The 26,174-nt window shown below is 62.1% G+C and carries 23 protein-coding genes; 6 read left to right on the plus strand and 17 right to left on the minus strand.

Going from position 1 to position 26,174, the window contains the following annotated elements; translation table 11 throughout:
- Positions 1-219 precede the first annotated feature (219 nt).
- Positions 220-345, plus strand: coding sequence for a hypothetical protein (locus tag AAAT03_RS08120; protein WP_255413174.1), 126 nt, complete (start codon positions 220-222; stop codon positions 343-345).
- A gap of 139 nt (positions 346-484) precedes the next feature.
- On the opposite strand, the gene AAAT03_RS08125 is transcribed toward AAAT03_RS08120, so the two are convergent.
- Together AAAT03_RS08125 and AAAT03_RS08130 are read right to left on the minus strand one after the other, a co-directional pair.
- On the minus strand, positions 485-613 hold the full coding sequence (locus AAAT03_RS08125) for a hypothetical protein (protein ID WP_255413173.1): 129 nt from the start codon (positions 611-613) through the stop codon (positions 485-487).
- 75 nt (positions 614-688) lie between these two features.
- The gene (locus tag AAAT03_RS08130) at positions 689-1,096 is read right to left on the minus strand and encodes a DUF4143 domain-containing protein (RefSeq protein ID WP_233508999.1); all 408 of its coding nucleotides are present in this window, start codon (positions 1,094-1,096) and stop codon (positions 689-691) included.
- Between the two features lie 820 nt (positions 1,097-1,916).
- Here AAAT03_RS08130 and AAAT03_RS08135 point away from each other — a divergent pair.
- Positions 1,917-2,915: a hypothetical protein gene (locus AAAT03_RS08135; RefSeq protein ID WP_349103061.1), complete on the plus strand. Its 999-nt coding sequence runs from the start codon at positions 1,917-1,919 to the stop codon at positions 2,913-2,915.
- Between the two features lie 653 nt (positions 2,916-3,568).
- Here AAAT03_RS08135 and xdh read toward each other — a convergent pair.
- The 5 genes from xdh to AAAT03_RS08160 all read right to left on the minus strand — a co-directional run bounded on the left by xdh (position 3,569) and on the right by AAAT03_RS08160 (position 12,944).
- Positions 3,569-6,346 carry a selenium-dependent xanthine dehydrogenase gene (xdh, locus tag AAAT03_RS08140; protein WP_349103062.1) on the minus strand — a complete coding sequence of 926 codons (2,778 nt, stop codon included), beginning with the start codon at positions 6,344-6,346 and terminating at the stop codon, positions 3,569-3,571.
- Between the two features lie 12 nt (positions 6,347-6,358).
- Positions 6,359-6,838 carry a 4Fe-4S binding protein gene (locus AAAT03_RS08145; RefSeq protein ID WP_117778544.1) on the minus strand — a complete coding sequence of 160 codons (480 nt, stop codon included), beginning with the start codon at positions 6,836-6,838 and terminating at the stop codon, positions 6,359-6,361.
- A gap of 11 nt (positions 6,839-6,849) precedes the next feature.
- A complete protein-coding gene (gene ygfK / locus AAAT03_RS08150) occupies positions 6,850-9,849 on the minus strand; it encodes a putative selenate reductase subunit YgfK (RefSeq protein ID WP_349103063.1) in 3,000 nt (999 codons plus the stop codon).
- A 149-nt stretch (positions 9,850-9,998) separates the two neighbouring features.
- Positions 9,999-11,354, minus strand: a complete 1,356-nt coding sequence (ssnA, locus tag AAAT03_RS08155) for a putative aminohydrolase SsnA (protein WP_349103064.1) — start codon at positions 11,352-11,354, stop codon at positions 9,999-10,001.
- A 195-nt stretch (positions 11,355-11,549) separates the two neighbouring features.
- Positions 11,550-12,944 (minus strand): solute carrier family 23 protein, encoded by a 1,395-nt coding sequence (locus AAAT03_RS08160; RefSeq protein ID WP_055285183.1) that lies wholly within the window; start codon positions 12,942-12,944, stop codon positions 11,550-11,552.
- Between the two features lie 352 nt (positions 12,945-13,296).
- Here AAAT03_RS08160 and AAAT03_RS08165 point away from each other — a divergent pair, with 352 nt between their 5' ends.
- Positions 13,297-13,953, plus strand: coding sequence for a PAS domain-containing protein (locus AAAT03_RS08165; RefSeq protein ID WP_233503003.1), 657 nt, complete (start codon positions 13,297-13,299; stop codon positions 13,951-13,953).
- A 112-nt stretch (positions 13,954-14,065) separates the two neighbouring features.
- Here the strand turns inward: AAAT03_RS08165 and AAAT03_RS08170 are convergent, their stop codons facing one another.
- Positions 14,066-14,443, minus strand: coding sequence for a Rid family detoxifying hydrolase (locus AAAT03_RS08170; RefSeq protein ID WP_349103066.1), 378 nt, complete (start codon positions 14,441-14,443; stop codon positions 14,066-14,068).
- A 298-nt stretch (positions 14,444-14,741) separates the two neighbouring features.
- Between AAAT03_RS08170 and AAAT03_RS08175 the strand changes: the two genes are divergently transcribed.
- Together AAAT03_RS08175 and AAAT03_RS08180 are read left to right on the plus strand one after the other, a co-directional pair.
- Positions 14,742-17,237 (plus strand): U32 family peptidase, encoded by a 2,496-nt coding sequence (locus AAAT03_RS08175; protein WP_349103067.1) that lies wholly within the window; start codon positions 14,742-14,744, stop codon positions 17,235-17,237.
- A 15-nt stretch (positions 17,238-17,252) separates the two neighbouring features.
- On the plus strand, positions 17,253-17,912 hold the full coding sequence (locus tag AAAT03_RS08180) for an RluA family pseudouridine synthase (RefSeq protein ID WP_349103068.1): 660 nt from the start codon (positions 17,253-17,255) through the stop codon (positions 17,910-17,912).
- A 396-nt stretch (positions 17,913-18,308) separates the two neighbouring features.
- Here AAAT03_RS08180 and AAAT03_RS08185 read toward each other — a convergent pair whose 3' ends face one another.
- Positions 18,309-19,055: a DeoR/GlpR family DNA-binding transcription regulator gene (locus AAAT03_RS08185; RefSeq protein ID WP_349103069.1), complete on the minus strand. Its 747-nt coding sequence runs from the start codon at positions 19,053-19,055 to the stop codon at positions 18,309-18,311.
- A 3-nt stretch (positions 19,056-19,058) separates the two neighbouring features.
- A complete protein-coding gene (locus AAAT03_RS08190) occupies positions 19,059-20,138 on the minus strand; it encodes a Gfo/Idh/MocA family oxidoreductase (protein WP_349103070.1) in 1,080 nt (359 codons plus the stop codon).
- A 629-nt stretch (positions 20,139-20,767) separates the two neighbouring features.
- On the opposite strand from AAAT03_RS08190, the gene AAAT03_RS08195 reads away from it, so the two are divergent.
- Positions 20,768-21,004: a hypothetical protein gene (locus tag AAAT03_RS08195; protein WP_117765044.1), complete on the plus strand. Its 237-nt coding sequence runs from the start codon at positions 20,768-20,770 to the stop codon at positions 21,002-21,004.
- A gap of 116 nt (positions 21,005-21,120) precedes the next feature.
- On the opposite strand, the gene AAAT03_RS08200 is transcribed toward AAAT03_RS08195, so the two are convergent.
- The 7 genes from AAAT03_RS08200 to AAAT03_RS08230 all read right to left on the minus strand — a co-directional run.
- Complete coding sequence (locus AAAT03_RS08200; protein ID WP_199407873.1) at positions 21,121-22,005, minus strand: ROK family protein; 885 nt, start codon at positions 22,003-22,005, stop codon at positions 21,121-21,123.
- A 79-nt stretch (positions 22,006-22,084) separates the two neighbouring features.
- On the minus strand, positions 22,085-23,209 hold the full coding sequence (locus tag AAAT03_RS08205; protein ID WP_172676343.1) for a glycoside hydrolase family 172 protein: 1,125 nt from the start codon (positions 23,207-23,209) through the stop codon (positions 22,085-22,087).
- A 12-nt stretch (positions 23,210-23,221) separates the two neighbouring features.
- Positions 23,222-23,620, minus strand: a complete 399-nt coding sequence (locus tag AAAT03_RS08210; protein WP_089572475.1) for a PTS fructose transporter subunit IIA — start codon at positions 23,618-23,620, stop codon at positions 23,222-23,224.
- Between the two features lie 26 nt (positions 23,621-23,646).
- Positions 23,647-24,480 (minus strand): PTS system mannose/fructose/sorbose family transporter subunit IID, encoded by an 834-nt coding sequence (locus AAAT03_RS08215; RefSeq protein WP_089572476.1) that lies wholly within the window; start codon positions 24,478-24,480, stop codon positions 23,647-23,649.
- Between the two features lie 2 nt (positions 24,481-24,482).
- Entirely contained in the window at positions 24,483-25,268 is a 786-nt protein-coding gene (locus AAAT03_RS08220) for a PTS sugar transporter subunit IIC (protein WP_089572477.1), read from the minus strand.
- A gap of 9 nt (positions 25,269-25,277) precedes the next feature.
- Positions 25,278-25,751, minus strand: a complete 474-nt coding sequence (locus AAAT03_RS08225) for a PTS sugar transporter subunit IIB (protein WP_089572478.1) — start codon at positions 25,749-25,751, stop codon at positions 25,278-25,280.
- A gap of 218 nt (positions 25,752-25,969) precedes the next feature.
- The coding region (locus tag AAAT03_RS08230) for a hypothetical protein (RefSeq protein WP_349103072.1) at positions 25,970-26,174 on the minus strand (205 nt) is incomplete at its 5' end.

The following is a 26,174-nucleotide window of genomic DNA, read 5'->3' on the forward strand; positions in this document are numbered from 1 at the left end:
GGCGGCTACATTGCCGTAAAGATAGGCGCCCGTGCGGACATGAAATCGCACAGTGCAGCTTTCCGGCATCCTTGCGTAAAGCTGCGCTTTGAGATGGTCACGTCGCTGTTATTATCGAACATATATTCGTATTTATGGCTGCAGTTTGATAGACTGGTTATTGTTGACGGCAGTTCCATGTGCCGGGCAGCGCCCTCCATGCGACGGGAGGTGATGCCCATGACCGATCTGACTGATTTTGTGAAGCTCCTGACCGCTTTGGTCTCGCTCCTCACGGCGCTTATCGGACTTACCGAGGCACTCAAGCAGCATACGAAGCATAAAAAGAGGGGTCGACGCCGCTAAGGCGATGACCCCTTAATCCAAGCAACGGCGCTGCCCAGCTCTTCACTACTTGGGCTGCCGTCGACCTTATTTTACCCACGGGCACCGGGTTTACCAAATGGATTTTCGGTAAAGGAAGCACGGCACGCCCGCAAAAACACTACGCCCCAAGTGCCGCCACGGGGATCACCGCCACGCCGTCGTCGCGTGTGTAGGCAATGCTCCCCTTTCCAACCACGACCGGCAAAAACGCCGGCGCGGCATTCTGGGCGTCAGGATTGGAGAGCACTTTCCTCTCCAGCGCCTTGAGATTTCTCGCTCCATCGTCTGCTTTCGCATCGCTCAGCTTGACCTCGATGGCTCCTCAGCGCCCGTCGTGCTCAACGATCAGATCGACCTCAAGGCCCTTCTCATCTCGGAAATAATGGACACTGTTGTCGACACCGCCGTAGGTGGAAAGGAACACGCGCACGTCGCGCAGAACGAGGTTCTCAAAGAGCATCCCAAACGTTTGCATATCGCCAAGCAGCCGCTCAGGGGTAGCCCCCAGCAACGTCGCCGCAAGTAACGGGTCGCAGAAGTAGCGCTTGGGGCGCACGCGAACGCGGGCCTTCGAGCGCATGGGCGGCTCCCATCCGCACAGGTCCTCGGTCAGCTTGAGCCTGTTGAAGAGGTCCAGGTACGCAGCGATGGTCCTCTCGTCGGGACCCGCCTCGCCGTACGAGGCATCCTTCATGAGCGTCTTGTACGTGACAGCCTGGCTCTCGTTCATGGCAAGAGCTCGCAAAAGGCCGTGTGCAAGCTCGGGCGATCATGCGATATGCGAAATTACGCCATTCTCAATGCGGTTTTTACGCTACTTTCAATGTAGTTTTTACGCCATTCTCATTGAAGGTTTTATGCTTGGCATCCTTAGCGCGACGCTCGCTCAACCCCTGACCACCGGATTGCCCGAATTCCGGGATGCTGCCTCCGCTCCAAACAAAAGGCCCCGACTCGCGATGAGCTGCCTCCCATTTCTTGAACATTAGAAATGGGAGGCTTTCCACCCCATGCCTCTATCGGAAACGGCATCCCGTCCTGAGCATCGAATCCGGGACGTAGTTTCCGCATGCGGCTTCGTTAGGAAAGCATGTTCTACTCTGAGCGCTCATTCCGGGGTGCAATTTCCGCCAGAGACGCCGCCGGGAAAGCACATCCCGGTTTGGAACCGAAATCTGGGATGTAGTTTCCGCTTGAAGGGCGATCCGAAAAGCACGTCCCATTCCGAGTGGCAATTCCTGGTCACAGTTTCCGCAGATACAAGGCGACAGTCCGCCGCCCTTATCACATGCCTTCAAACATGCGATCCAGAAACACAAAACAGCAGATAGAATGCTCTTTTTCAAAAAAGTACACGTCCCTAAACTTACCAAGGTTTCATATCTAGCTACCGTTCACGGTCGCCGATTACCGCCCACCGATTCAAACAAGAAATATGTCGCCAAAAGCAGGTCATCTACCTGCATGGTTAGATTTTGGTCAGCTTTTGGTCAGCTGAGCGGCAAGTTCCAGCTGATACGTTTTTGCTACCCAAAAGGAGGCGGTAGCTCATGACCCATTGCAATGACCAGCTCATCGACCAACTGCTCACTCAAGCCGAACAAGAGGGGCGCTGTCTGATTCCCCCGAGCTCGGCGATCCGAAAAGCGCTCCTTCGGCGCACCGGCGGCACGGTTGTCTCGCCCATGCCGGGGTTGTTTGCGCGAAAAACGCACTGGGATGAACTCAACCGGGCACAGCGTCATTGCGAGATTATCCGCGCCCTTGCGATCATCCATCCCGATTGGACGTTCTGCTCGTTTTCGGCAGCTTGCCTGCTGGGGCTCGAGGTCTCGTGGCGACACCTGAACGTCGTGCATGTTTGCAGCTCGACAAAGCCGTCGGCTCGTCCGGGCGCACATATTCAGCGACACCAGATTGAGCCGGCCGGAGCAATACGCAGAGCCGGCGTATCGGTAACGCCGCCCATCCAAACGGCCACAGATTGCCTGCTGCAAACTGGTTTTGCCGACGGCATGCCCATTGCCGATTCGGCGATCTCAAAGCTCGGCCTTGCGCCGGAACAGCTGATGGAGGCCGTTGAGCAACGAGCGACTGCCCGCAATGGTCGCGCGATTCGCACCGCCCTCACAACGCTTCGATATGCCGACGCCCGCGCCGAGAGCGGCGGGGAATCGGTCGCCCGAGCCGTCATGATCGAGACGGGCTTTGCGCCCGACTGGCTTCAATACGAGCTGACGGACCCCTTCGATTCGGCCAAGCCCATACGAACGGACTTTGTCTGGGAGCGCCAGGCGCGGGAACTCACGCTGGGCGAGCTCGACGGGCTCATCAAATATACCGACCAGACCATGCTGGCCGGACGCACCACCGCCGAGGCGCTCGTTGCCGAACGACAGCGCGAGGCGCACCTATCGCTCTACGGTCACCCTCTGCTGCGCTTTACCATGAGCGAAGTCCGCTCGGCAGGACTGCTCGCGAAAAAGCTGCAGACGGCAGGCATCCGGCAGACCGCGCTGCCGACATGGCTCAACGAGGTAGACCTGTAGGAGCTGCTGAGCTTATGCCCGTCTGCCTGCCAAACCGGGACACGCTTTCCGGTTGGCAGCACCCGCGGAAACCATGTCCCAGATTGAATGCTCAAAATGGGACGCGCTTTCCAGATGGCATGCCTAGCGGAAAGCGCGTCCCGGAATCAAGGCCTAGAACGGGACACGCTTTCCGGTTGAACGCCCAGCGGAAATTACATCCCGGAATAGACGCTCAAACTGGGATACATTTTCCGCTGAGGGCCGATCCGGAAACCGTGTCCCACTCCGAACGTCAATTCTGGGATGAACTTTCCGCCAGAGGGTTCAGCCGGAAACGGCATCCCACTCTGAAGCAAAATTTTGGGACGCAGTTTCCGTTTGAAGCTCCAACCGGAAAGCGCGTCCCACTCTGGAGCCGAATTCCGGGACACGCTTTCCGCCAGAGGCTCTACCGGAAAGCGCATCCCATTCTGAGCATCGATTCCGGGTTGCAGTTTCCGCCTGAGAGCCGATCCAGAAACTGCATCCCATTCTGAGCGCCAATTCCGGGTCGCAGTTTCCGCTCCAAACAAAAGGCTCCGGCTCGCGATGGAGCCGGAGCCAAAGGCACAGCTTATGCAGTTGATGTTGAGCGCGAACGGCCCGTCAGCAATGGCCGTCCGCGCTCTACTCTACCCGCGGTGACGAGCGCGGCTGTACGGCGTATCCACCATGGGCAGATCCGGACGCAGCTTGCCGTCAAACGCGCGGTAGGCATTCTGCACGGCGGGCGCCGTGGGGATCGTTGCAATCTCGCCGATGCCCTTGCCGCCGTATGCCACAGGCAACAGCTCGTCCTTCTCCACGTAGATGGCGTGGATATCCGGAATCTCGGGCGCACGGAACAGCCCGAGCGTGCCGTACCTTGCCTGGGGTACGCAGTCCTTGAGCGGCCAGTCCTCGGTAAGCGCATAGCCCATACCCATGAGCACGCCGCCTTCGATCTGACCCTGGATGGAGATGGGATTGACAACCTTGCCGGAATCGTGCGCGGCATAGACCTCGCTCACGCGGCCGTCATCATCCAAAATGACCACATGCGTGGCAAAGCCGTAGCAGATGTGGCTCTTGGGGTTGGGAACGTCGGCGCCCAGCTTGTCGGTCGGCTCCAGATACACGTAGCCAAACTCGCATCCCTCAAGCGCCTTGATGGCGGTCGCGGGATCCTGAGGATGCATACCCTGGCCGGCGACGAGCTCCTGCGTGCGCAGCTGATAGGCGCGACCGTCGTCGCACTCGATCTTGACGCCGTCGCCATGCGCGCTCACCGGGGCGGTAGGCGCAGGCTTGCCGGCCTCGATGCCAACCATGGCATCGCGCAGCAGGAAGGCGGCACCGCGCACGGCCTCGCCGGTCACGACCGTCTGGCGCGAGCCAGACGTGGTGCCGGAGTCGGGAGCGTTCTCGGTGGAGCACTCGCCATTGGCAATGCAGCTCAGCGGCAGACCGCAGGCCTCGGCAACGTCCTGCAAAAAGACGGTGTTGCAGCCCTGGCCGATGTCGGACGTGGCGGCGTAGACCACGGCGCAGCCATCCTCGACGCGAATCTTGCAGCGACCGGCATCGGGCAGGCCCACGCCCACGCCGGCGTTCTTCATGGCGCAGGCAATGCCGGCGTGGCCGGGATGCGCGTAGTAGGCATCCTTGACCTCGAGCAGCGTCTCCTTAAGCGCCGTGGAGCAGTCGGCAATCTGACCGTTGGGCAGAACCTCGCCCGGCTCGATGGCGTTTCGGTAGCGAATCTCCCACGGATCCAGGCCAACCTTCTCTGCCAGCAGGTCGATCAAGCTCTCGAGCGCAAACTCGGACTGGCAAACGCCAAAGCCGCGGTACGCGCCGGCGGGCGGGTTGTTGGTGTAGTAGCCAAAGCCGCGAATGTCGGTGTTCTGGTACTTGTAGGGGCCGACGGCATGCGTGCAGGCGCGCTCGAGCACCGGGCCGCACAGCGACGCGTAGGCGCCGGTGTCAAAGTTGATCTCGCAGTCCAGGCCGGTAAAGTTGCCCTCGGCGTCGCAGCCCAGCGTAAAGGTGCCGTCCATGGCGTGGCGCTTGGGATGGAAAGCGAGCGACTCGGCACGTGTGAGCTTGCACTTCACAGGACGCTGGAACTTATAGGCGGCGAGCGCGGCCAAGTGCTGGATGGACACGTCCTCCTTGCCGCCAAAGCCGCCACCCACGAGCATGGTCTCGACGACCACGCGCTCGGGCTCGTTGTCCCAGCCAAACATGTGGGCGCACTCTTTGCGTGTGTCGTAGGCACCCTGGTCGGTCGACTGCACCTTGACGCCGTTCTTGTACGGGAAGGCAACGGCGCACTCGGGCTCCAAGAAGGCATGCTCGGTAAAGGGCGTGGTAAAGCGCTGCGTCACGGTGAACGCGCTCTCTGCCAGCGCCTTGGCGGCGTCGCCGCGCGTCACATGGCGGCTCTGGCACACGTTGTCCTTGAGCTCCACCGTGTTGCCAAAGGCAAAGAAGCTGTCGTGCAGACGCGGGGCGTCGGCAGCCCTGGCCTCGACAATGTTGCGCACGGGCTTCAGCGGCTCGTAATCGATCTTTACGAGCTTCTTGGCCTTCTCGAGCGTCGCCTCGTCCTCGGCAACCACCAGCACGATGGCGTCACCCACGCAGCGGGTGATATCGCCCTGGGCGATCATGACGTCCCAGTCCTGGATAAGGTGGCCGACCTGGTTGACCGGCACGTCCTCGGCGCGCAGGATCCCCACCACGCCGGGCAGGGCCTCGGCCTTGGAGGTATCGATGGAGAGCACGCGGGCGCGCGGATACTTGGAGCGCACGGCGCTGGCGTAGGTCAGACCCGGCTGATCGAGCTCGTCGATGTCATCGGGATACTTGCCCTCGCCGAGCACCTTCTTGCGCACGTCGATACGGAAGGCGCGCTTGCCCACGCCGTAGTCGTCGCCGCGCTCCAGGTCCTCGTCGATCTGCTTTTCGCCGCGGAGCACCGCAGCTGCCAGCGAAATGCCCTCGATGATCTTCTTGTAGCCGGTGCAGCGGCAGACGTTACCGCGGATGGCGTACTTGATCTGCTCCTCGGTGGGCTCGGGATCCTCGGCTATGAGCGCGGCACCCGCCATGACCATGCCGGGGATGCAAAAACCGCACTGCACGGCACCCACGGCGCCAAAGGCGTACACAAAGGCCTCGCGCACGTCCTCGGGCAGGCCCTCGACGGTCACGATGTTGCGGCCGGCGGCAAGGGCGGTGGTCAGCACGCACGCCTTGACGGCCGCACCGTCCACGTGGATGGTGCAGGTACCGCACGCGCCCTCGGAGCAGCCGTCCTTGGCGGAGTGAATGTGCAGGTCGTCGCGCAGGTAGCGCAGCAACGGTTTGTTTTGGGTCGTCGTGCGCTCGACGCCGTTAACGGTAAAAGTGAATTCCTGTGCCATGGTGATTCCCTTCTACACGCCGGCGGCTATGCCGGTGCGGTCGTGGATGGCGCCATGCGGGCAGACGACGGCGCACATGCCGCACGACAGACAATCCGCGCCATCAATATGGGCGCAGTTGTCCTCGATGCGGATAGCGCCGGCAGGGCACTTTTTGGCGCACATGCCGCAACCGATGCAGCTCGTGTCGCAGATCTTGCGCGCAATGGCGCCCTTGTCGGTGTTGTTGCAGCGCACCAGGATGTTCTGGTAGCCGGGAACGAAGGCAATCACGCGCTGCGGGCACGCCATGCCGCACAGGCCACAGCCCGTGCACCTGGAGCGGTCCACGCGGGCGATGCCATCGACCAGCGCAATGGCACCGTGGGGGCAGGCCGCGACACAGGCGCCACAGCCAATGCAGCCTTCGCTGCAGCGGGCGTCGCCGCCTGCGGAGGCGCAACCGCTTCCGCAGGCAACGTAGGCCACGTTATGTTGAATGGATTTGGCCATAAGAGACTCGCCTATTTCTTAAGGAGATACGGATAGCTGTCGCGCACGGCCTTGATGGTCAGGCGGACGGCCTCGGGCAGACCGGTGTTGACGGCATCGACCGAGACGGTGCGGACCGTGCCGGCGACGCGAACCTTAAAGTGGTCCTCGTCCACGGCCAGGAAGCCCTCGTTCTCGGAGTTCTCCATGTCCTGATCGCTCCAGAACAGGGTGAGCTTGTCCTTGTAGGGACGACCCTCCTGGTAGGGGCAGAACACGGCGCAGTTGCCGCACTCGTTGCACATGCCGTCGACATGGACGACCTGATGCTTGGCCAGGCCCGGCACCTTAATTGCCACGTTGGCGCGGTTGGGGCACACGTCGCAGCAGACCTCGCACACCGAGCCGCAGCCCAGGCAGCGGGTCTTGGTGCAATTGCGCTTGTCGCGGCACAGCGACCCCTTGCGCTCGTAGCAGGCGTCCTCGCGACCGACCTGAGCATTCTGGTCGGCGTACTTGTTAAAGTCCACGCCAGCGATGGCACGGGCGACCTCGGCGGCATCGGCGATAGCCTCGACCACGGTGGCCGGACCGCGACGGCAGTCACCTGCAGCCCAGACGCCCTCAACGCCGGTGGAGGTGGCGGCAAGGCGGCCGCGACGGTCGCGCTCGACGCCCGCGGCGTCGTACAGGCTGGCATCGATGCCCTCGCCCACGGCACAGATCACCGTGGTGGCGGGCAGCTCGACGGTCTCGCCCGTGGCGACGGGGCTGCGACGGCCGCTTGCGTCCGGCTCGCCAAGCTCCATGACGTCGCAGGTCAGCACGGCGCCGTTGAGCGCCTTGGGCGCCAGCAGCTCACAGAACTCAACGCCGTCGGCAAGAGCAAGATCGAGCTCTTCCTCGTCGGCGGGCATCTGCTTCTTGGTACGGCGATACACCAGACGCACGTTCTTCACGCCGGCCAGGCGCTTGGCCACGCGGGCGGCGTCCATAGCGGTGTTGCCGGCTCCAATGACCACGACGTCCTCGCCCAGCTCGAGCTTCTCGCCCTTCTTGGCGGCCTCGAGGAACTCCAGCACGTCGAGCTCGGCGCCCTCGCCCAGGCCCGCAGAGCCGGGCATCCAGGCACCGGTGGCCACGACCACGTCGGTAAAGCCCTGGGCCTTGAGCTCGTCAATGGACTCCACGCGGGCGTTAAGCTGAACCTTGGCGCCAAAGGCCAGGCAGAGCTCGGCGTCGTGCGAGATATCGTCGCTTGCGATACGGAACTCGGGAATCACGTGACGGACCACGCCGCCGAGAGAGTCGCGGGCCTCGAAGATAGTGACGGGCACGCCGGCGCGCGTCAGGAAGAACGCCGTCGCCAGACCGGCCGGGCCGCCGCCGATAACGGCAACGTTGCGCTCGGCGTCGTTGGCAATGGCCTGGGCGCGCAGCTTGGGCAGCACGGCGGTCATGGCCTCGCGGGCGGCCTTGAGCTTGCTGGCGCGAATCTGGGCGCCCTCGGGCTCGTAGAATGCACGCTCGCAGGCACGGCCGCAGGGATGCGGGCAGATGGTACCGGTAATGAACGGCAGGGCGTTGCGCTCGATGATGATGTTGAGCGCGTCCTCGTAGCGGCCCTCGTCAACAGCCGCCAGATAGGCAGGGATATCCTGCTGGATGGGGCAGCTCGTACGGCAAGGCGTGGTAAAGCAGTCGGAAAGCGGGCTCTTACCGGCGACCTTGCGGTCGGGCAGCGGGCGCAGCGGCTTCTTGTAGAGCGGGTTGGTGAGCGAGTCGGTCTGGATCGCAGTCACGGCCTCGAGAGAGACGCCCGCGAACGGCTTGCCATCCAGGTCGGTAAACTCGCCGGCCATCTGGCTAAAGCGCTCGTATCCACCGGGCTTGAGCACGTCGGTCGCCAGGGTAACGGGCCAAATACCGGCATCATACAGGGCGCGGATGTTGTAGACCGTGGCACCACCGGAGTAGCTGATGCGCAGCTTGCCGTCAAACTGCTCGGTAATGCGGCGGGCAGCCTCGATGGTCAGCGAGAACAACGAACGGCCGGACATATACATCTCGGTGGAAGGCAGCTCGTTCCTCGTCACGTCGACGGGGAAGGTGTTGGTGAGCTTGACGCCAAACTCCAGGCCGCGCTCGGCGCACAGGGCAATCAGGCGCTCGAACATGGGCACGGCGTCGACCCACTGCAGGTCCTCGCGGAAGTGTGTGTCATCGAAGACGATATAGTCAAAGCCCAGCTCGTTGAGGCGCTGACGTGCAAACTCATAGCCCAGCAGCGTGGGGTTGCACTTGATGTAGGTGTTGAGGCCCTTCTCGGTGATGAGGTAGGTCGCGATGCGCTCGATCTCCGCCGGCGGGCAGCCGTGCAGGGTAGACTCGGTAATGGAGTTGGAGACGCGTGCCGGGATGGACTCGACAAACGCGGCGTCGACATGCTCAAACTTGTCCAGGTTGGCGAGCGCCCATGCGCGGCACTCGTTCCAGGCGTCGGAGCCACTGGCGTCCTTCATGCCCTCGATGTAGGCATCGACCTTGGGGCTCTTAATACCCTCCAGGTCATAGCCCACCGACATGTTGAAGACAAAGCCGTCCGGGCTGCCCAGACCGTACTCGCGAGCGATCAGGTGGCAGGCAAACCATGCCTTCACGTACTCGGCAAAGGCCTGCGGAACCTCGAGCTCGGTCGACCATTCGCAGTTGTAGCACTCGTCCTGAGCCACGATGCAGGGCTTGTTGACGCACTTGGAGAGCTCCTCGCCGTCCATAACCTGGACGGTCTTGAGCTCAAAGAAGCGAGAACCGGCCACATAAGAGGCCACGATGTTCTGGGCCAGCTGCGTATTGGGACCGGCAGCCGGGCCAAACGGAGTCTCGATGCGCTCGTCAAAAATGGGAAGCGCACCCTCCTGGTTGGTCGTGACCATCTTACGCACGCCAAAGATGGCGTCCTGGGTCTTGTGCTCCTCGATGATCCAGTTCATCAGCTGCGAAAACGGGATCGGCCTCATGATGTCGCTCATAGTGAGCTCCTCTCTGTAACGCCCGGCGAGACCGCGCGGCGGGCGCAAATACGGTGTAGCGCTAGCACAGCGCCGGCGACCCCGCGGAGGCCGCCTATGCGCGCGTCGGATGCGGCGAAACATCCGACGCGCGCGAATCTACTTGTGAATTAGTAGGTTCGATCGTTGAGCGTGCTCCAGAGCTTCTTGGACTCGGCCATGGTCCACGCGTTGATCTTGTCCTCATCAATGCCAACGAACTCGCGATCCTTGTACAGGACGCGGCCGTTGATGATGGTGGTGCGGCAGTTTTTGCCCATCATGCCAAAGAGCATGTGGCCGTCGATATTCTCCTCGCTCAGCGGCGTAAAGGGCTTGTAGTCCATGACGATGACATCGGCGGCAGCGCCGGCCTCGAGCACGCCGAGCTTGCGATCGAAGTACTTGCTCGCCATCTTGGCGTTGTTCTCGAACAGCATGGTCATGGCCTCGCACCAGCCCACGTTGGGCATGGCGGCGTTGTGTCGCTGAATGATCAGGAAGACCTTAAGGCTCTCGAACATATCGTGGGTGTAGGCGTCGGTGCCCATGCACACGGGGATGCCGCGGCGGAAGAACTCGAGCACGGGGGCGCAGCCCACGGCGTTGCCCATATTGGATTCGGGGTTGTTGACGAGCCAGGTACCGGACTCCTTGACGATATCCATCTCGGCGGGCGTCACGTGGATGCAGTGGCCGAGCATGGTGTCGGGACCCAGCAAATTGTGCTGCAGCAGGCGCTCGACGGGGCTGATGCCACCGCGGTTGAGGCGGGAGTCCCACACGTCATTCATGCCCTCGCACACATGGATGTGGAAGCCGGTCAGGCCGTTGTTGGCCTCGGCCATCTTATCCATGGTCTCGTCCGACAGCGTAAAGGTGGCGTGACCGCCAAACATGGCGGCGATCATGTGGTTGTCGTTATCGCGACGCTCCTTGGCGGCCCACTGGGCAAACTCGGCGTTCTCGGCAATGGCCTGGTCGCATTTTTCCTGGCCGCGGCGGTCGGAGACCTCGTAGCACAGGCACGAACGCATGCCCAGCTCCTGAGCTGCATCCTTAATGGTAAAGAGGCTTCCCGGGATTTCGCAGAAGCTCGCATGGTGATCGAAGATCGTGGTGACGCCATCGCGGATGGAGTCAAGAATCGTGGCATAGGCGCTCGCCTTGGTGCCGTCGAGCGTCAGGTTGTCATCGATCTTCCACCACTGCTGCTCAAGATTCTCCAGGAAGTTGGTGGGGTTGCAGCCCTTAATGGCAAGGCCGCGGGCCAGACCCGAGTAGATGTGGGTGTGGCAATTGATGAGTCCGGGCATGATGAGGTTGCCCTGGGCGTCGACGTACTCGGCATCCGGGTACTTGGCCTTGAGCTCGCACTCGGGGCCCACTTCGACGATCGTATCTCCGTCAATGGCGACCGCACCGTTTGGAATGAACGGGGTCTGAGCATTGCGGGTAAAGACAGAACCGTTAGCGACCAGAAGCATGGATGCTCCCTTCAACATCAGGGGCGGGGTTTGACACCTCTGACATGGCGGAGTGCGAAGCGCCGGCCTACACCGGAAACGGGCCCTCTCCCGTCAACGCTTCACCAAAGGGACAAACCCTTTGAAGTGCGGCTTGACGCCGCATGACGTCGGCGGACGAGGCGATGCGTCCGCCGACGAATAGCACCGAATTGGTTACTTCTTGCTCTCGGGCAAGACCAGATCCACGGCAGCGTCCTTGGCAGCATCGATGTGCTGAGCCACGACCGGCGTCTGCGGAAGAATCAGGTTAAGGACGATGGCCATGATGGCGGTGGGGGTTACGGCATTGGAGCCGATGACGGTGGACACCCAGGCGGGCATACCCTCGCCGGCAAGGCAACCGCTGGCCATCCAGATACCCAGGCCAAAGACGACGGAGGTACCGACGATGGTGGTAGTGCGCTGCGTGAGGCCCTCGCGGGTGAACATGCGCACGCCGTTCATGGTGATGGTGCCAAACACGCCCACGGTAGCACCGCCGATGACGGGCTGCGGGATAGCGGAAAGGACGGCAGAGAGCTGCGGGAACAGACCGGCGATGGCAAAGACGGCCGCAATGATCACAAAGACCCACTTGTTGACGACCTTGTTGGAGCAGATGATGCCCACGTTCTGGCCAAGGGCGCTGGTGGGAAGACCGCCCAGCAGGCCGCCGACCATAGAAGTGAGGCCCTGGGACACGATAGCGCCGGAGAGCTCGCGCTCGGTGGGCATACGGTCGATGGAGCCCAGGCAGGCGGCGGAGACGTCACCGATAACCTGGATGGCAACCATGGGGAACACGACGGCGAGGGTAATGCAGACCTCGGGATCAAACTCGAGCGCGTAGGGCATGAGCTTGGGAAGGGCGAAGACCTGAGCGGTGGCGACGCTGGAGAAGTCGATCATGCCAAAGGGGATGGAGACGATCATGCCAACGATCATGCCAAAGAACACGGATCCCAGCTTGAGCGTGCCCTTGCCAAAGTTGGCGAGCGCAAAGACCACGGCGAAGGTGATAAGAGCGACGCACCAGGCCTGCGGGGTGCCCCACAGTGGCGTACCCATACCGCCGGCCATATACTTGACGGCCGTGGGATACAGCGAAACGCCGATGGAGAAGATGACCGTACCGGTCACGACGGGTGGGAACAGCCACTTAATCTTGCTGTAGGCCAGACCAAAGAGGACCGCGACGGCACCGCCGACAATCTCGCCGCCCAACAGCGCGCCAAAGCTAAAGCCCGAGGCGCCCATGGCCTGCAGGGCCGGGAGGAACGCGAACGAAACGCCCATGACGATGGGCAGGCCGCCGCCGATGCGACGGAAGGGGGCAAAGGCCTGAAGGGCCGTGTCGATCGCCGAAAGAATGAGCGCGACCTGGATGATGTCGGTGCTCTGCTGGCTATTAAAGCCGTAGACGCCGGCCATGATGACAGCCGGGGTGATGATGCCGGCAAACGATGCCAGTACGTGCTGAAGGGCACACGGGATCATTTCCTTAACGGGAGGCATGCCTTCACGAGTGAACAGGGCTTCAGTGCCGTTCGTAACCGTCTCCTGGGTCATTTGACCACCAATCCTCGAAATAGTTGTTTTCGCATCTAACGCCCTATTGTGACGCAGTGCGGGGTTGAGGTTGTGCCTTCGTTGCATATCGTATTAAAGATGATTCTCATTCTCAATAATAATTTTTTGTTATCAGACTATTCTTCGGCTGAAATAACTCGTTTCCGCAGGTCAGGAATGTGTCTGGTCTAAATAACATCTTACTTTTCTTTTGGTCGACCGTTTACCGCCAAATACCTACCGCTCATCTGTATTACGCAATGTACCTGCGAATATGTGAGTCAATAGACATCGTGTTACCATGAGAAAAAATTGTTATGAACATTTCCGATTTCACCCAAAGGAGTTGCCCGTGAACGAGACCGTACGTCGCTTTTTGCCGATGGTCGATTTTCTGGAGCAGATACTCGGCAAAAACAGCGAAATCGTGCTGCACGATTTCTCGGATCCCGACCACGCCATCGTCGATATTCGCAACGGCATCGTGAGCGGCCGTAAGATCGGCGGTCCTGCCACCGATCTGGCGCTCAAGATCATGCACGACCCCAAGTATCGCGACCTGCCGTTTATTACGGGCTACGAGGGCCGCGGCGCCGGCGGCAAAACGCTGGAGTCGGCGACGTACTTTATCCGCGAGGATAACGAGATCGTCGGTATGCTCTGCGTCAACACCGACCTCTCGACCGTGCGCTCCATCAACACCATGGCGCAGCAGCTCATGGCGTGCTTCGACGCAGCGCCGACGCGCACGGAGCCCGCCCCTATCGAGGTCGAAAGCCTTTCGGAGTCCACCCAGGAGCTCATCGATCGCAGCATTGCCGAGTTGCTGAGCGCGCGCGGGCTGGATGTAGCGTCGCTTGGTCAGAGCGACCGCGTGGACGTCATTCGCCACCTCAACGGCAACGGGGTGTTCATGCTCAAGGGCGCCGTGGCCTGCGCTGCCACCGCGTTGGGCATCTCGGAGCCCAGCGTGTACCGCTACCTGCAAAAAGTCCGCAAGGAGGGCTAACGAGCAAAATGGAGCGCGGCTCCACAAGCGATTCGTCACTTGACAAAAGACCCTGCAGCTCGCACGCGCTGCAGGGTCTTTTTGCATGTCATGTTTAGTTGTGGCCAACGCCTTAGAGAGCGGCGACGACCTCGATCTCGACCAGACCGCCAGCCGGAAGAGCGGCAACCTGGAAAGCGCTGCGCGCGGGGAACGGGGCCTCGAACTTGGAGGCGTAGATCTCGTTTACGGCAGCGAAGTCGGCAATGTCAGCCAGGTAGACTGTGGTCTTGACGACATCGACAAAGGTGGCGCCGGCAGCGGTCAGCAGGGCCTCGACGTTAGCAAGGGACTGCTTAGCCTGGGCCTCGACGCCCTCGGGCATCTTGCCGGTTGCGGGGTCGATGCCCAGCTGGCCGGACAGGAACACCATGTTGCCGGTCTGGATGCCGGGGGAATACGGGCCGATGGCTGCGGGTGCATTATCGGAAGACACGACGGTCTTGCTCATGTTTATCTCCTTACAAGTAAAAGGGAACGGGAGCGCGGCGTTCACACCGGGAGGCACAGTTCGGTCTGAACACCGCGCTTGATTGGGATAGTACTCAAGGTTTCCGCGCGATGCAAGATTATTATCACGTTGCGAGAATATTTTATCGCCCAACGGTTTCCCCGGACCGCTGAACGGTTCTCATGTGGAGCAGCCAGTCCAAGCTGCTGAAGACTTTATCCCGCTTGGAACGCGGGCATCGCCTGCCGCGACGGCACCACTATACTTTTGAGTATCTGAGCATTTTGAAAGGCAGGATATGACCGCAACCGCCAGTCGAACCACCAACCGCAGACCCGAGCTTTTGGCGCCCGCCGGAGGGCCCGAGCCCTTTGCCGCCGCACTCGCCGCCGGGGCAGACGCCATCTACTGCGGCATGGGCAGCTTCAACGCACGCCGCAAGGCCACCAACTTTACCGACGAGGCCTTTGAGCAGGCCTGCCGCGCCGCGCACCTGGCCGGCTCGCGCGTCTACGTCACGGTCAACATCGTCATCAAGGAATCCGAGATGAGCGATGCGTTGCAGCTCATCCATCGCTGCTCCACGCTGGGCGCCGACGCCTTCATCATCCAGGACTGGGGCCTGTTCTTTGAGGTCAAGCGCACCATGCCCGGCATCGAGACGCATATCTCGACCCAGGCGAACATCCACGACGACCGCGGAACCCTTTGGTGCCGCGAGCAGGGCGCCGACCGCGTGACCCTCTCGCGCGAGCTTTCCATCGACGAGATTGCCGCCATCCACGATGCCGCGCCCGATGTGGACCTTGAGGTCTTTAGCCATGGCGCCATCTGCTTTTGCTACTCTGGCCTGTGTCTGCTTTCGAGCTTTGCCATGGCGGGACGATCGGCCAACCGTGGCATGTGCGCCCAGCCCTGTCGCTTGCCCTACGAGCTGATCGACGAGAACGGTCGCTCGCTCTCCCCTGCCGGTCGCGAGCGCGCGCTGTGCCCACGTGACACCAACACCTCACAACTTGTTCGCCGCCTGTATGACGCCGGCGCTGCGTCGCTCAAGCTCGAGGGCCGCATGAAGGCGCCCGATTACGTGTATTCCATCGTCGACGTGTATCGTCATCAGATTGATGACATGCTGGCCGGAACCACCGTTGCCAAGGACGAGAAAGCCGCCCGCCAGCGCCAGCTCAAGCGCTGCTTTAACCGCGACTTTACGCACGCCTATCAGGACGGCACCTCGGGCGACGAGATGATGAGCTATGAGCGTTCCAACAACCGCGGCCAGATCGTGGGCACGGTGCTGGGCAGCCGCCCGGCCAACCGCGATGTGCGCGGCCTCAAGCCCGACGACCGCCGTCGCCGCGCCGCCATCGCCCGCATTGAGCTGTTTGAGCCCGTGGGCAAGGGCGACCTGCTGGAGCTTCGCCACGATAACGAGTTTGACCAGTTCCTGACCACCATTGCCGCCGATGATGCCGCAGCCGGTGAAGTCATCGAATGTCGCGTACCCCGCAGCATGCCCGAGGGCTGCCGCGTCCGCGTGATTCGTAGTCAGCGTGCCATCGACGCCGCCGGCGCCGCGCTCAAGCGTGATGTGCTGCACCGCCGAGCTGTTGATGTGTCCGTCGTGGCGCGTCTGGGCGAGCCGTTTACCGTTACGCTCACCTGCTGCGACGACCCTTCGCTTACGGCCACGGCCACGGGCTTTACCGTCGAAGCCGCCAAGACCCGTGCGGTCGAGGCGTCCGATCTGGTTGAGCACGTCGGCCGCATGGGTTCCTCTCCCTTTGAGGCTGCGAGCTTTGAGGTGGCGCTCGATGAGGGCTGTGGCATGGGTTTCTCCGCCGTACATAAGGTGCGCGCCGCCACTTGTAAGGCGCTGGAAGAGGCCATTCTGGCACCGTACGAGGAGCGCGCGAAAACGCTCGAGCTGCCGGCGATTGTAACCGGTGATTCCCGCCCCGTGCCCGAGCACTACCGCGATGAGCCGCAGATCTGCGCCACCGTCACCTCGCTCGAGGCCGCCGAGGCAGCGCGGGCGGAGGGTGCAACGCGCATCTACATGACCACCGACGCGCTCGATGCGGCCAAGCTCTCCCCCGCCGATACGTTTGAGCAGGGCATCGTACCCGTGCTCGATGAGGTCTGCCGCGCCGTTGACCACGTCCGCGTTGACCCATGGGTTGTTGCCGGCGCCACGGTCGCTATTGGCAACATCTCTGAGCTTGCCCTGGCCGCCCAGGTTGGCGCCACGGCCGAGATTCGCTCTTGCCTGCCGGTGCACAACACGCCCTGCATGGAGGCGCTTGCCGAGCGCGGAGCCGGTGCGTTTTGGCTCTCGCCCGAGATCACGCTCGACGAGATTATCTCGCTCGGCACCGCCGCGCCCGCGGCTCTGGGCATCACCGTCTTTGGCCGCCCGCGCGTCATGACAAGCGAGCATTGCATTCTGCAGGTTGCCAACGGCTGCATCCACGATTGTGCCAACTGCCGCCTGCGTGCCCGCAAGCTCTCGCTCAAGAATATCGACGGCAAGGTCATGCCGGTGCGTACCGACATCCACGGCCGCTCACGCCTGTACGACGCCTACCCCATCGACCTCACGCCGCAAGTTCCGCAGCTGCTCGATGCCGGCGTGCGCCGTCTTATGGTCGACGGAACCTTGCTCGAGGCCGATGAGATTGGCCGTGCCGTCGCTCGCGTCCGTCGCGCTGTCGAGGCGGCTCAAGCCGGCCGCAAGCCGGCCGCCCGCCTGCGCGGCGCCACCTCGGGCTGCATGTTTGTGGGAATTAGCTAACCGAAAGGCTTACACGTGAACGAAGAACCTCAAGTCCTCTACTGCGACGCCTGGCTCATGGCCATCGACAAGCCCGCCGGCATGATCGTCCACGGTGACGGCACCGGCGAGCGCACACTTACCGACTACGCCAGCGACCTGCTGCTGGCGATGGGCGACGGCTTTGCCGCGACCGACATGCAGCCGCTCAATCGCCTGGACCGTGACACCACCGGCGTGGTGCTGTTCTCACTCGACAAGCAGACGCAGCCCGCCTTTGACCAGATGATCATCGACCACGCGTCCGAAAAGCACTACCTGGCGCTCGCCGAGGGCAAGATCGACTGGAACGAAAAGCTCATCGACAAGCCCATCGCCCGCGACCGTCACGACAGCCGAAAGATGCGCGTCGGCGCCAGCGGCAAGCCGTCTCAAACGCGCGTGAAGGTGCTCAAGCGTCTTAAGAGCCGCCGCGGCCTGCCCACGCGCTCGTATATCGATGTCGAGCTGCTCACCGGCCGCAAACACCAGATTCGCGTGCACCTGGCGAGCGAGCGCCATCCCCTGGTGGGCGACGACCTGTACGGGACGCCGCGTCCTTGTGGCCTCATGCTCCACGCCCACAGCGTGTCCTTTACGCATCCCGTAACCGGCGAGCACATCCACATCGAAGCCCCCTGCCCCTGGGAGCCCTAAACCACCACAATGGGAACAGGCACCTTTATGATGGTTTTGCCGCGATGGCTCAGCCGCGGTCCCAAAACGTCTCGATCTGTAACAGTTAGAACCCATTTTCCGGTCTATCTGTCACAGATCGAGACATTCGAATCCCCTCAAGGGAATAATCTCAATCTGTAACAGTAACTCGGCAAAATCAGTCCCAGATGTTACAGATTGAGACAAAGGGACGGCGCGGTTCGTAAGTATCTCGATCTGTAACATCTAGCCTGCTTTTAACGGTCTGGTTGTTACAGATTTAGATAAACCGGTAGACAACAAAAGTGGCAGCGCCCGGGATGGTCGTTGCCGCTTTTCCATTGACCCACCACAAAGGTGCCTGTCCCCTTTGTGGTGGTTTTGGCCTTCCCGTCGCTAGACCGTGACGACGTTGTCCATTGTCCGGTACTTGGCGGGGACCTCGCCTGCGGTAATAATCGTTGCGTCGCGGAAGTCCGCGAACTTGACGGGCGCCACCATGCCAAATTTGCTGGCATCCGAGATTACGAAGCGTTTGGCCGTATGGCGCATCGAGATGCGCTTGACCTGTGCCTCCTCGATATCGGGCGCCGTGAAGCCCTGCTCGGCGGCAATGCCGTTAGAGCCCCAAAAGCCGCAGTTGAAGTTGTAGCGGTCTAGAGTTGCCAAGGCATCGGGGCCAACGAGCGCCTCGGTCTCGGGTTTGAGCTCGCCGCCCAGCACCACGGTACGCATGCCGCGCAAAGCGAGATGCTGAGCATGGAGCACGGAATCAGTCACATAGGTGACCCCTTCGAGATGCGGAAGATGCTCGATGAGCCTGAGCGTCGTCGAACCCGAATCGATGTACACAAAGTTCTCGGGCTCTACCAGCGCCGCCGCACGGGCGCAGATACGTTCCTTGTCGTCGTTATGGAGATCGCTGCGCTCATTAAGCGTTAGGTCGCGCGTCACGTGCGCGCGCTCAAGGCTCGTCGCCCCACCGTGCACCTTGGCGATACGGTGTGCGCGATTGAGCGTCTGCAGGTCGCGCCGAATGGTAGACGCCGTCACGCCCAGGGCCTCAGCAAGCTCCGGTACGGTAACCGAGCCCGTCTGTTGCACCATCGATACGATTGCGTTGAGCCTATCTTCCGCAAGCATCGCTTACTCCTCCTCGGGGTACACGACTCCCCAGTCGGCGCGAAGCTTGGTCATAAGCTCCATAACATCAGAAGCATAATCCAGCAGCTCGCGCTTGGAGTCGTCGCCGGCAACGGCCTTCTCAAGATCGGCCATCTCGTAGCACAGTGCGTAGGCCTCGGTGCCAGCGTGGACCTCCTCGCGGTAGCCGTCGGCAGTCCACACGATGGTCGCGTGATCGGCACGCGGATATTCGTTGACCTCGATGTAGCACTTGTCAAAGCTGATGACCGAGCGCTTGGGCTGCTTGGAGTGAAGCGTAAGGCTCACGACGCCCAGCTGCTGCTCGGCATTGCGGCAGACGATGCCGCCCGCAACGTCAACGCCAGTCTCACAGGTGTTGCCCAGTGAAACGACCTCAGCGGGCTGGCTGGCCATAAAGAGACGCATGACGGACAGGGCATACACGCCAATATCGAGCATGGCACCGCCAGCAAGGTTGCGGTTGTAGAAGCGATTGGTCAGATCGCCGTACTCCTTGTAGCTGCCAAAGTTGAGCTGAGCGAGATTCATGCGGCCGAACTCACCGACATCCATGCGACGACGCAGCTCCTGATACAAAGGCATGTGGAGCACCGTGGTGGCGTCCATGAGGACGACGTTGTGCTCGTCGGCGATGGCACGCGCCTCGTCGAGCTCAGCGGAATTGAGGGTAATGGCTTTCTCGCAGAGCACGTGCTTGCCGGCTGCCAGGGCAGCGCGCAGATAGGTGATATGCGTGTTGTGCGGCGTGGTGATATAGACGGCGTCGATGCCCGGATCGGCGTAGAGGTCCTCAACCGATTCATAGACCTTCTCGATGCCATACTGCTCAGCAAAAGCCTGAGCCTTGGACAGCGTACGGTTGGCGACGCCCGCAAGCTTGCGGCCGGCAAGAGCGAGAGACTGGGCCATCTGGTTGGCGATAACGCCGCACCCGATCACAGCCCAACGAAGCTCGGGAGCCGTAAAGATATCATCGGGGAATGGCTTGTCCTGGACCGAAGCGAACGCTGCTTTTGCGGCTGCCGCGGAGTCGAGTGGAGCCTGCTTGGAATCTACCATATGTGCCTCCTGTGTCATAGAACGTCTTGCATTTCGGATAGCTCTATATTCGCACAAACACGCGCGTCTGTGCGCGTTTTTGCGTATCTCACCGCTAAACGGTCATTTTTGTCCCGTAAACGGCGCATCTATACACATATTCACGCAATCCCACGCACGCAAATACGCACAAATGCGAACCGGTCATTGCTCAGAGACAGGGGCTTATGCTTAGAACTCAAAAGACAGGATGATCCGCTTCGCCTTCGCTCATGGCGCGCTGCAGCTCTAAGGACCGTCCCAAACTGCCGACAGAAAAGGAACGTTCCAAACTGCAGACAGAAAAAGAACGTCCCCAGACGCCGGCATTTCAAGAGCACTCATTTAAGTCTGTCCCCAATGAGTGGGAGTAATCAGAGACCCTTTGCGAGGGAGGCCGGACGTGGCCTTCCTCGTTTTTATTCATGGACTTTAGTCCGTGCCGCGCGGCACGCGCGGCATAGAAAGCCACCCGCTCAGCGGGTGGAGGCCAATTTCCGCTACGCGACAAAAACCTTCCCCCTAGCATGAGGATTGTTCAGGTCATCATACTAGGGGGAGGTGATTGCTGTGGCCCAGAAAGCCAACAGCCTCGCGTACACGAAATGGCTGTGCAAGTACCGCATCGCACCGAGGTCAAGCTCATCGCCGCCATCGTCGAGAAGCACCCCAAGGTGCGCTTTGCCGCGAGCCGCACCTCGGCCCACGCCGACCTCTACGACCGCATGGAGCAGGCCCTGTGCGAGCGCGTGGCCAACGCGGTGGAGGTCGTCCGCTCCGACATCAGCCCCGCGCTTCTTGTCCACACCGGTCCAAACCTCGTGGGTGTGGCGGTCCAGGGACTCTAGCGGAGGCGGGGCGTCCTGCCCCAAAAACAAATGCAAAAGACGAGCACTTCTTGCCGCTCAATTGGCAAGAAGCGCTCGTCTTTTCTTAACGCGTTGTATGGCGGAGAGAGCGCAAGTTACGCGAGCGCCCTTCTTGCCAGCTCGGCCGCGCCGAGGATTCCTTGGTCGCCGCCGCAGCCCGGGGCGCAGATGTAGCTCTCCATGTCCTTAAGCTCGGCGGTCTGGATGTAGCCACCCAGATATTCGAGGGTCTTCTTGCGGACGATGCCGTAGAGCTGCTCCTGGTGCATCACGCCGCCGCCGAGGACGATGCGGCGAGGCGAGTACATGAGCACGAGGTTCGCGCACATCTGCCCCAGATAATCCCCCTCGAGCGCCCACACCTCATCGTTGTCCGCGAGCTCGGCCGCGGGCTTTCCCCAGCGCGCGGCGATGGCGGGGCCGGAGGCGAGCCCCTCGAGACAGCTCGCGTGGCTCGGGCAGACGCAGCGTCCCTCCTCGGTGGGACGGGTCCTTACCAGCATGTGACCGGCCTCGGGGTGCAGCATGCCGTGAAGGAGTCTGCCCGCGCACATGACGCCCGCGCCCACGCCGGTGCCGATGGTCACGTAGACGGCGTCCTCGAGCCCCTTGCAGCAGCCGAAGACCACTTCGCCGAGGCAGGCAACGTTCACGTCCGTGTCGTAGGCCACCGGAATCCCGAGGGCGTCGGCGAACGCGGCGCGAAGACCATGGCCTCGCCACGCGAGCTTGGGCGTCTGGAGGATGGAGCCGTAGCGCTCGTCGTTGGGGTCGACGCAGGTCGGGCCGAAGGCGCCGATGCCCAACGCGTCCACATCGCGGGCGGTGAACCACTCGATCATCTGCGGGACGGTCTCGGCGGGCGTAAGCGTCGGGGTCTCCATACGGTCGAGGACCTCGCCGTCGCCGGACACCACGGCACAGACCATCTTGGTCCCGCCGGCTTCGAGGGCGCCGAGCCTCATTTGCTTTTCGCTCATGTGATCCTCCTTACAAAGGGACGCCCGCAGTCATGGTCAACCGCGGGCGCCCATAACGTTGGCTTGTTTCGAGGCGACCCTACCTGGGCACGCGGTCCTGCCTTGCGGCAAACGGGGCGAGCACGGCGTGCGGCTCGCTTTGGTACCAGTAGGCGACGGTGGAGATGTCGTCCTCGCGCTCGTAGAGCTTGATGTCGTCGTTGCCGAGGTCCTGGAACGTCACGCGCAGGTCCTCCTTGAACGAGATCGGGTCGGGAAGGTGCCACCTGTAGAGGCCGTGCCTGGGCAGCGCGTCGTCGTTAGTCGCGAGCATCGGATTCGGGTTCGGCTTGCCCGCGCTGAAGCGGTCGCGCGTGGCGTCGCGCGTCGAGCGGTACGGGTAGCCGGCGAACAGCGTGTTGAAGCACTGCGCCTCGGGCAGCGCGTGGGGCGGCCTGTCGAGGAAGGCCCAGGCACCGCCGAAGTAGTCCTCGGCTCCCGTCGAGGTGACCGTGGGGAACTCCTCGTCGCCGTCGAGGAAGAACTTCATCTCGCCCTCGCCCCACCAATAGCGCTCCAGGGCGCACAGGGCCATGTAGGTGCCGACGTAGTAGCCCTTGCCGCGCACGCCGTCGAGCACGGTGTAGTCGACGCCCCTGCGGGTGCTGCGCTCGCGGTTAAAGCGGGCGTGGAAGTACATGGCGTCGTCCGGCACGTCGGTGAGCGCGTAGTTGAACGTGTAGAAGATGTACTTAATGAACCCGGGGTGCTCGCTCGTAAGCGTGACCTTGGCGTGCTTCCTGAAGGGCATCTCGAAGTAGCAGTTCATGCCGCCCGTCGGGTTCACGCAGATGGGCATCGAGTTGACGATGGCGCGCTCACCGAAGCCGTTGCAGAAGAAGTCGCCGACAGGGCACTCGACCGAGGGGGTCTCCTCGTCGTCCCAGTAGAAGCGCAGCACGAGGTCACGCATGACGAAGCTGCCGGCGGCGGTCTTGTCGGGGACGGTCATCCAGATGTGGCGGATGATGCCGGGGCCCTCGATGTCCGCGAGCGTGATGGTCTCGCCGGACTCAAGGGGCACGCAGCACGAGCCCTTGCGGCCGACGCCGAGGTGGCTGGCCGACATGGCGGCGCGGCCCTTCTCGCCCGTGATGTTCTCGGGGGTGATGGCGCGGCTTTCCTCACCGCCGTGCATCCACACGTCCTTAAGGAACTCTCTCATCGTCGACCTCCTCTATTCGTCGTCGTCGCACTCGGCGGAACTGGCACCGTTCACGTAGATGATCTGCTGGCGCGCCTCGTTGACGAGGGCGTCGAAGTCGAGTTTCTCGTCGGGGCGCGCGAGCGCGACCGTCATGGCGAGCGGGAGGTTGACACCCGCGATCACGTGGATCCGGTCGGAGGCGAAGCGGGAAAAGCGCTGGTTCACGCTGCCGCCGTACGCGTCGGTGAGGACGACGACCTCGTCAGTGCCCGAAAGAGCCGCCTCGACCGCCGCGTCGAGCCCCTCGCCGTTGTCGTTCACGTAGGCGCACACGGCGTTGACGGCGTCGCCCTTACCCGTAAGGAACTCGAGGGTGTCCTTGAAGCCCTGGGCGAGAAGGGAATGGCTCGCCACAACTATCTTTCTCATTGATTCACCAATCTCTTGGGTCGAAGCTAGGCGAGGATGCCGGCGGCGGAGGCGACCATCGCGAGGACGATCACCACGAGGATGAGGGCCGTCATGCTCGCGTTCTTCTTGGTAAGAAGGTAATACGCGCTTCCCGTGATGGCGGCGGGGATCATGGCAGGCAGGATCTTGTCGAGCAGCGGCTGAATCTCCATCGCGACGTCGCCGAAGCTGAAGCTAATCGGGCAGGTGACGCCGATGACCGAGGCGATGAGGCAGCCGACCACGGTGAGGCCGAGCACGGAGGCGGCGGCAGTGAGGTTGGGAAGCTTCTCGCTGAAGTCGGTGACGAGCTTCACGCCCTGCTTGTAGCCGAACTCGAGGGCGTGCATGCGGACCCAGAAGATGGCCAGGATGAGCGCGAACCAGATGCCGGCTCCCACGGGGTTGCCCTCGATGGCCATGTAGGCGGCGATGGAGCCCATGATGGTCGGGATCATGGTCATGAGCAGGGAGTCACCGACGCCGGCGAGCGGTCCCATGGTGCCGATCTTCAGGTCTTGGACGGCGTCCGCCGCCGCTAGGCCGTCGCGCTCCTCCATGGCCACGCAGGCGCCAAGGATGATGGCGGCGAGCCAAGGCTGGGTGTTGTAGTAGCGGAAGTGGTTGTTGAGCGCTTGCTTATAGTCCTCGTCGTTCGTGTAGATCTTCCTCAGGACCGGCGAGAGGGCGTAGGCGACTGAGGCGCCCTGCTGGGTCTGGTAGTTGAAGGTGCACACGCTCATGAGCCAGCGCCAGTTCGCGTTGCGCAGGTCCTTCTTGGTGACCTTGTAGCCGGAGGGCTTGCCCTCGGCGACGGCGGTGATGTTCTCGTTTTCCATGGTTACTCATCCTCTCCGATGAAGGCGTCTGCGGAAGCGTGGGCGGCGAGCTCGGTGTCCCTCTCGGCACGCTGGTAGAACGCAATCGCGAGGGCAACGCCGACGATGGCGGCGCCGATGATGGGCACGTTCAGGAAGGCCGAGAGGAAGAAGCCGGCGAGCAGGTACTGGAAGTACTTGGCGGTTGGCATGTAGCGGAGCAGCATGGCGATACCGACGGCCGGGAGCATCTTGCCGGCGAGGGTGAGGCCGGAGAGGAACCACTGGGGCATGACCTCGAGGAGCCAGTTGACGGCGGGCTGGCCGAGCGTCACGGAGACAAAGACGGGCAGGGCGGCGCACAGGCCGAAGAGCGCGGGACAGACCCACAGGATGGCGTTCATCTGATTGAACTTACCCTCGTTGCAGAACTTCTGGGACTTCTCGACGACAAAGCCGTTGAGAATCTTGGCGACGACGTCGAGCTGGATGCCGAGCATGCCGACCGGCAGGCCGATGGCGAGGCCCGTGTCGGAGCCCAGGGTCACGCCGTAGGCGGTGGCGATGATGGCCATCGTGCCGTAGTCGGGAATGGAGGAGCCGCCGAAGCCCGCGACGCCGAGCTGCATGAGCTGAATGGTGCCGCCGATGACAAGGCCGGTCTTCCAGTCGCCCATGACGACTCCGGTGATGAGGCCCCAGAAAACGGCGTAATTGACGAAGATCATCGGGATGCCGTAGTAGTCCACGTGCTTGATGAAGGCCAGCAGGGTCAAAAGGACGACCTGCAGGATAGTGAAGTTGACCATATTTCCCCCTTAGATGAGGTCTGCGACGGAGACGGGCTTGTCGGCGGGCACGAACTGGGCCGTCACCTTGACGCCACGGGCGATGAGCGCCTTGTAGCTCTGGACGTTCTCGGCGGAGGCGTAGGCGCGCTGGGTGAGCTGGATGCCGTCCTCCTTGACGAGCGAGCCGCCGACGACTAGCGACGGGAGCTCGACGCCCGACTCGACCAGGCGAAGCATCGTCTCGGGCTCCTTGGCGATGACGAAGACCTTCTCGCGGTCGTACTTGCCCGCGGCGAAGTTCTTGAGCGCGGTCTGCTCGGAGATGATCGAAACGGCCATGCCCGCGGGGCGCGCCATCCTCATGGTGGACTTCAGGACCTCGTCGCCGGCGACCTTGTCGTCGATGACCATGACTCGGGTCGCGCCCGACACCGGGGCCCACTGCGTCACGATGATGCCGTGAAGCAGGCGATTGTCGATTCGTGCCATAACAACACTCATGTTTGCTCCTATCAAATGAAGTTTTGCGTTCGGTACTGCCTCGGCACTATCCGGATTCGCGCCGGGCAAGGGGTTATCGGATTATTGAGGACGCGCGGTCAGCTTGCGGCGGCGCGGGGAAGGTCACTCGTCGAGCAGGAGGTCCGAGGAGCCGAGGCGCTCTTCTCGCGCCGGGGCGGCGCTCACGCTTATGTAGTCGAAGACATATGCGATCTCGCTTACGGGAACCTCTTGTTAGCGCTACTGTAAAAACAACCATTTTGACCAACGCTCAACAACCAATCATGCCAACGCAGTCCCGCCATTTGCGCCAACGCATTTTCACCATTTCCACCAACGCCGGGGCTTACGCTTCGATCGACGAGCGAACGATGCTTTCGGGAGGAGCGGGCCGTGGCGGAGAGGAACCTGATCGGAGAGTTG

This window comes from Collinsella sp. CLA-AA-H167, from assembly GCF_040095305.1.
GTDB lineage: Bacteria > Actinomycetota > Coriobacteriia > Coriobacteriales > Coriobacteriaceae > Collinsella.

What these genes read in the sequence shown, in the direction of transcription:
- AAAT03_RS08120 (WP_255413174.1), top strand. Translation starts at nt 220, where the DNA reads ATGACCGATCTGACTGATTTTGTGAAGCTCCTGACCGCTTTGGTCTCG.
- AAAT03_RS08130 (WP_233508999.1), bottom strand. Translation starts at nt 1,096, where the DNA reads ATGAACGAGAGCCAGGCTGTCACGTACAAGACGCTCATGAAGGATGCC.
- AAAT03_RS08135 (WP_349103061.1), top strand. Translation starts at nt 1,917, where the DNA reads ATGACCCATTGCAATGACCAGCTCATCGACCAACTGCTCACTCAAGCC.
- xdh (WP_349103062.1), bottom strand. Translation starts at nt 6,346, where the DNA reads ATGGCACAGGAATTCACTTTTACCGTTAACGGCGTCGAGCGCACGACG.
- AAAT03_RS08145 (WP_117778544.1), bottom strand. Translation starts at nt 6,838, where the DNA reads ATGGCCAAATCCATTCAACATAACGTGGCCTACGTTGCCTGCGGAAGC.
- ygfK (WP_349103063.1), bottom strand. Translation starts at nt 9,849, where the DNA reads ATGAGCGACATCATGAGGCCGATCCCGTTTTCGCAGCTGATGAACTGG.
- ssnA (WP_349103064.1), bottom strand. Translation starts at nt 11,354, where the DNA reads ATGCTTCTGGTCGCTAACGGTTCTGTCTTTACCCGCAATGCTCAGACC.
- AAAT03_RS08160 (WP_055285183.1), bottom strand. Translation starts at nt 12,944, where the DNA reads ATGACCCAGGAGACGGTTACGAACGGCACTGAAGCCCTGTTCACTCGT.
- AAAT03_RS08170 (WP_349103066.1), bottom strand. Translation starts at nt 14,443, where the DNA reads ATGAGCAAGACCGTCGTGTCTTCCGATAATGCACCCGCAGCCATCGGC.
- AAAT03_RS08175 (WP_349103067.1), top strand. Translation starts at nt 14,742, where the DNA reads ATGACCGCAACCGCCAGTCGAACCACCAACCGCAGACCCGAGCTTTTG.
- AAAT03_RS08185 (WP_349103069.1), bottom strand. Translation starts at nt 19,055, where the DNA reads ATGCTTGCGGAAGATAGGCTCAACGCAATCGTATCGATGGTGCAACAG.
- AAAT03_RS08190 (WP_349103070.1), bottom strand. Translation starts at nt 20,138, where the DNA reads ATGGTAGATTCCAAGCAGGCTCCACTCGACTCCGCGGCAGCCGCAAAA.
- AAAT03_RS08200 (WP_199407873.1), bottom strand. Translation starts at nt 22,005, where the DNA reads ATGAGCGAAAAGCAAATGAGGCTCGGCGCCCTCGAAGCCGGCGGGACC.
- AAAT03_RS08205 (WP_172676343.1), bottom strand. Translation starts at nt 23,209, where the DNA reads ATGAGAGAGTTCCTTAAGGACGTGTGGATGCACGGCGGTGAGGAAAGC.
- AAAT03_RS08210 (WP_089572475.1), bottom strand. Translation starts at nt 23,620, where the DNA reads ATGAGAAAGATAGTTGTGGCGAGCCATTCCCTTCTCGCCCAGGGCTTC.
- AAAT03_RS08215 (WP_089572476.1), bottom strand. Translation starts at nt 24,480, where the DNA reads ATGGAAAACGAGAACATCACCGCCGTCGCCGAGGGCAAGCCCTCCGGC.
- AAAT03_RS08220 (WP_089572477.1), bottom strand. Translation starts at nt 25,268, where the DNA reads ATGGTCAACTTCACTATCCTGCAGGTCGTCCTTTTGACCCTGCTGGCC.
- AAAT03_RS08225 (WP_089572478.1), bottom strand. Translation starts at nt 25,751, where the DNA reads ATGAGTGTTGTTATGGCACGAATCGACAATCGCCTGCTTCACGGCATC.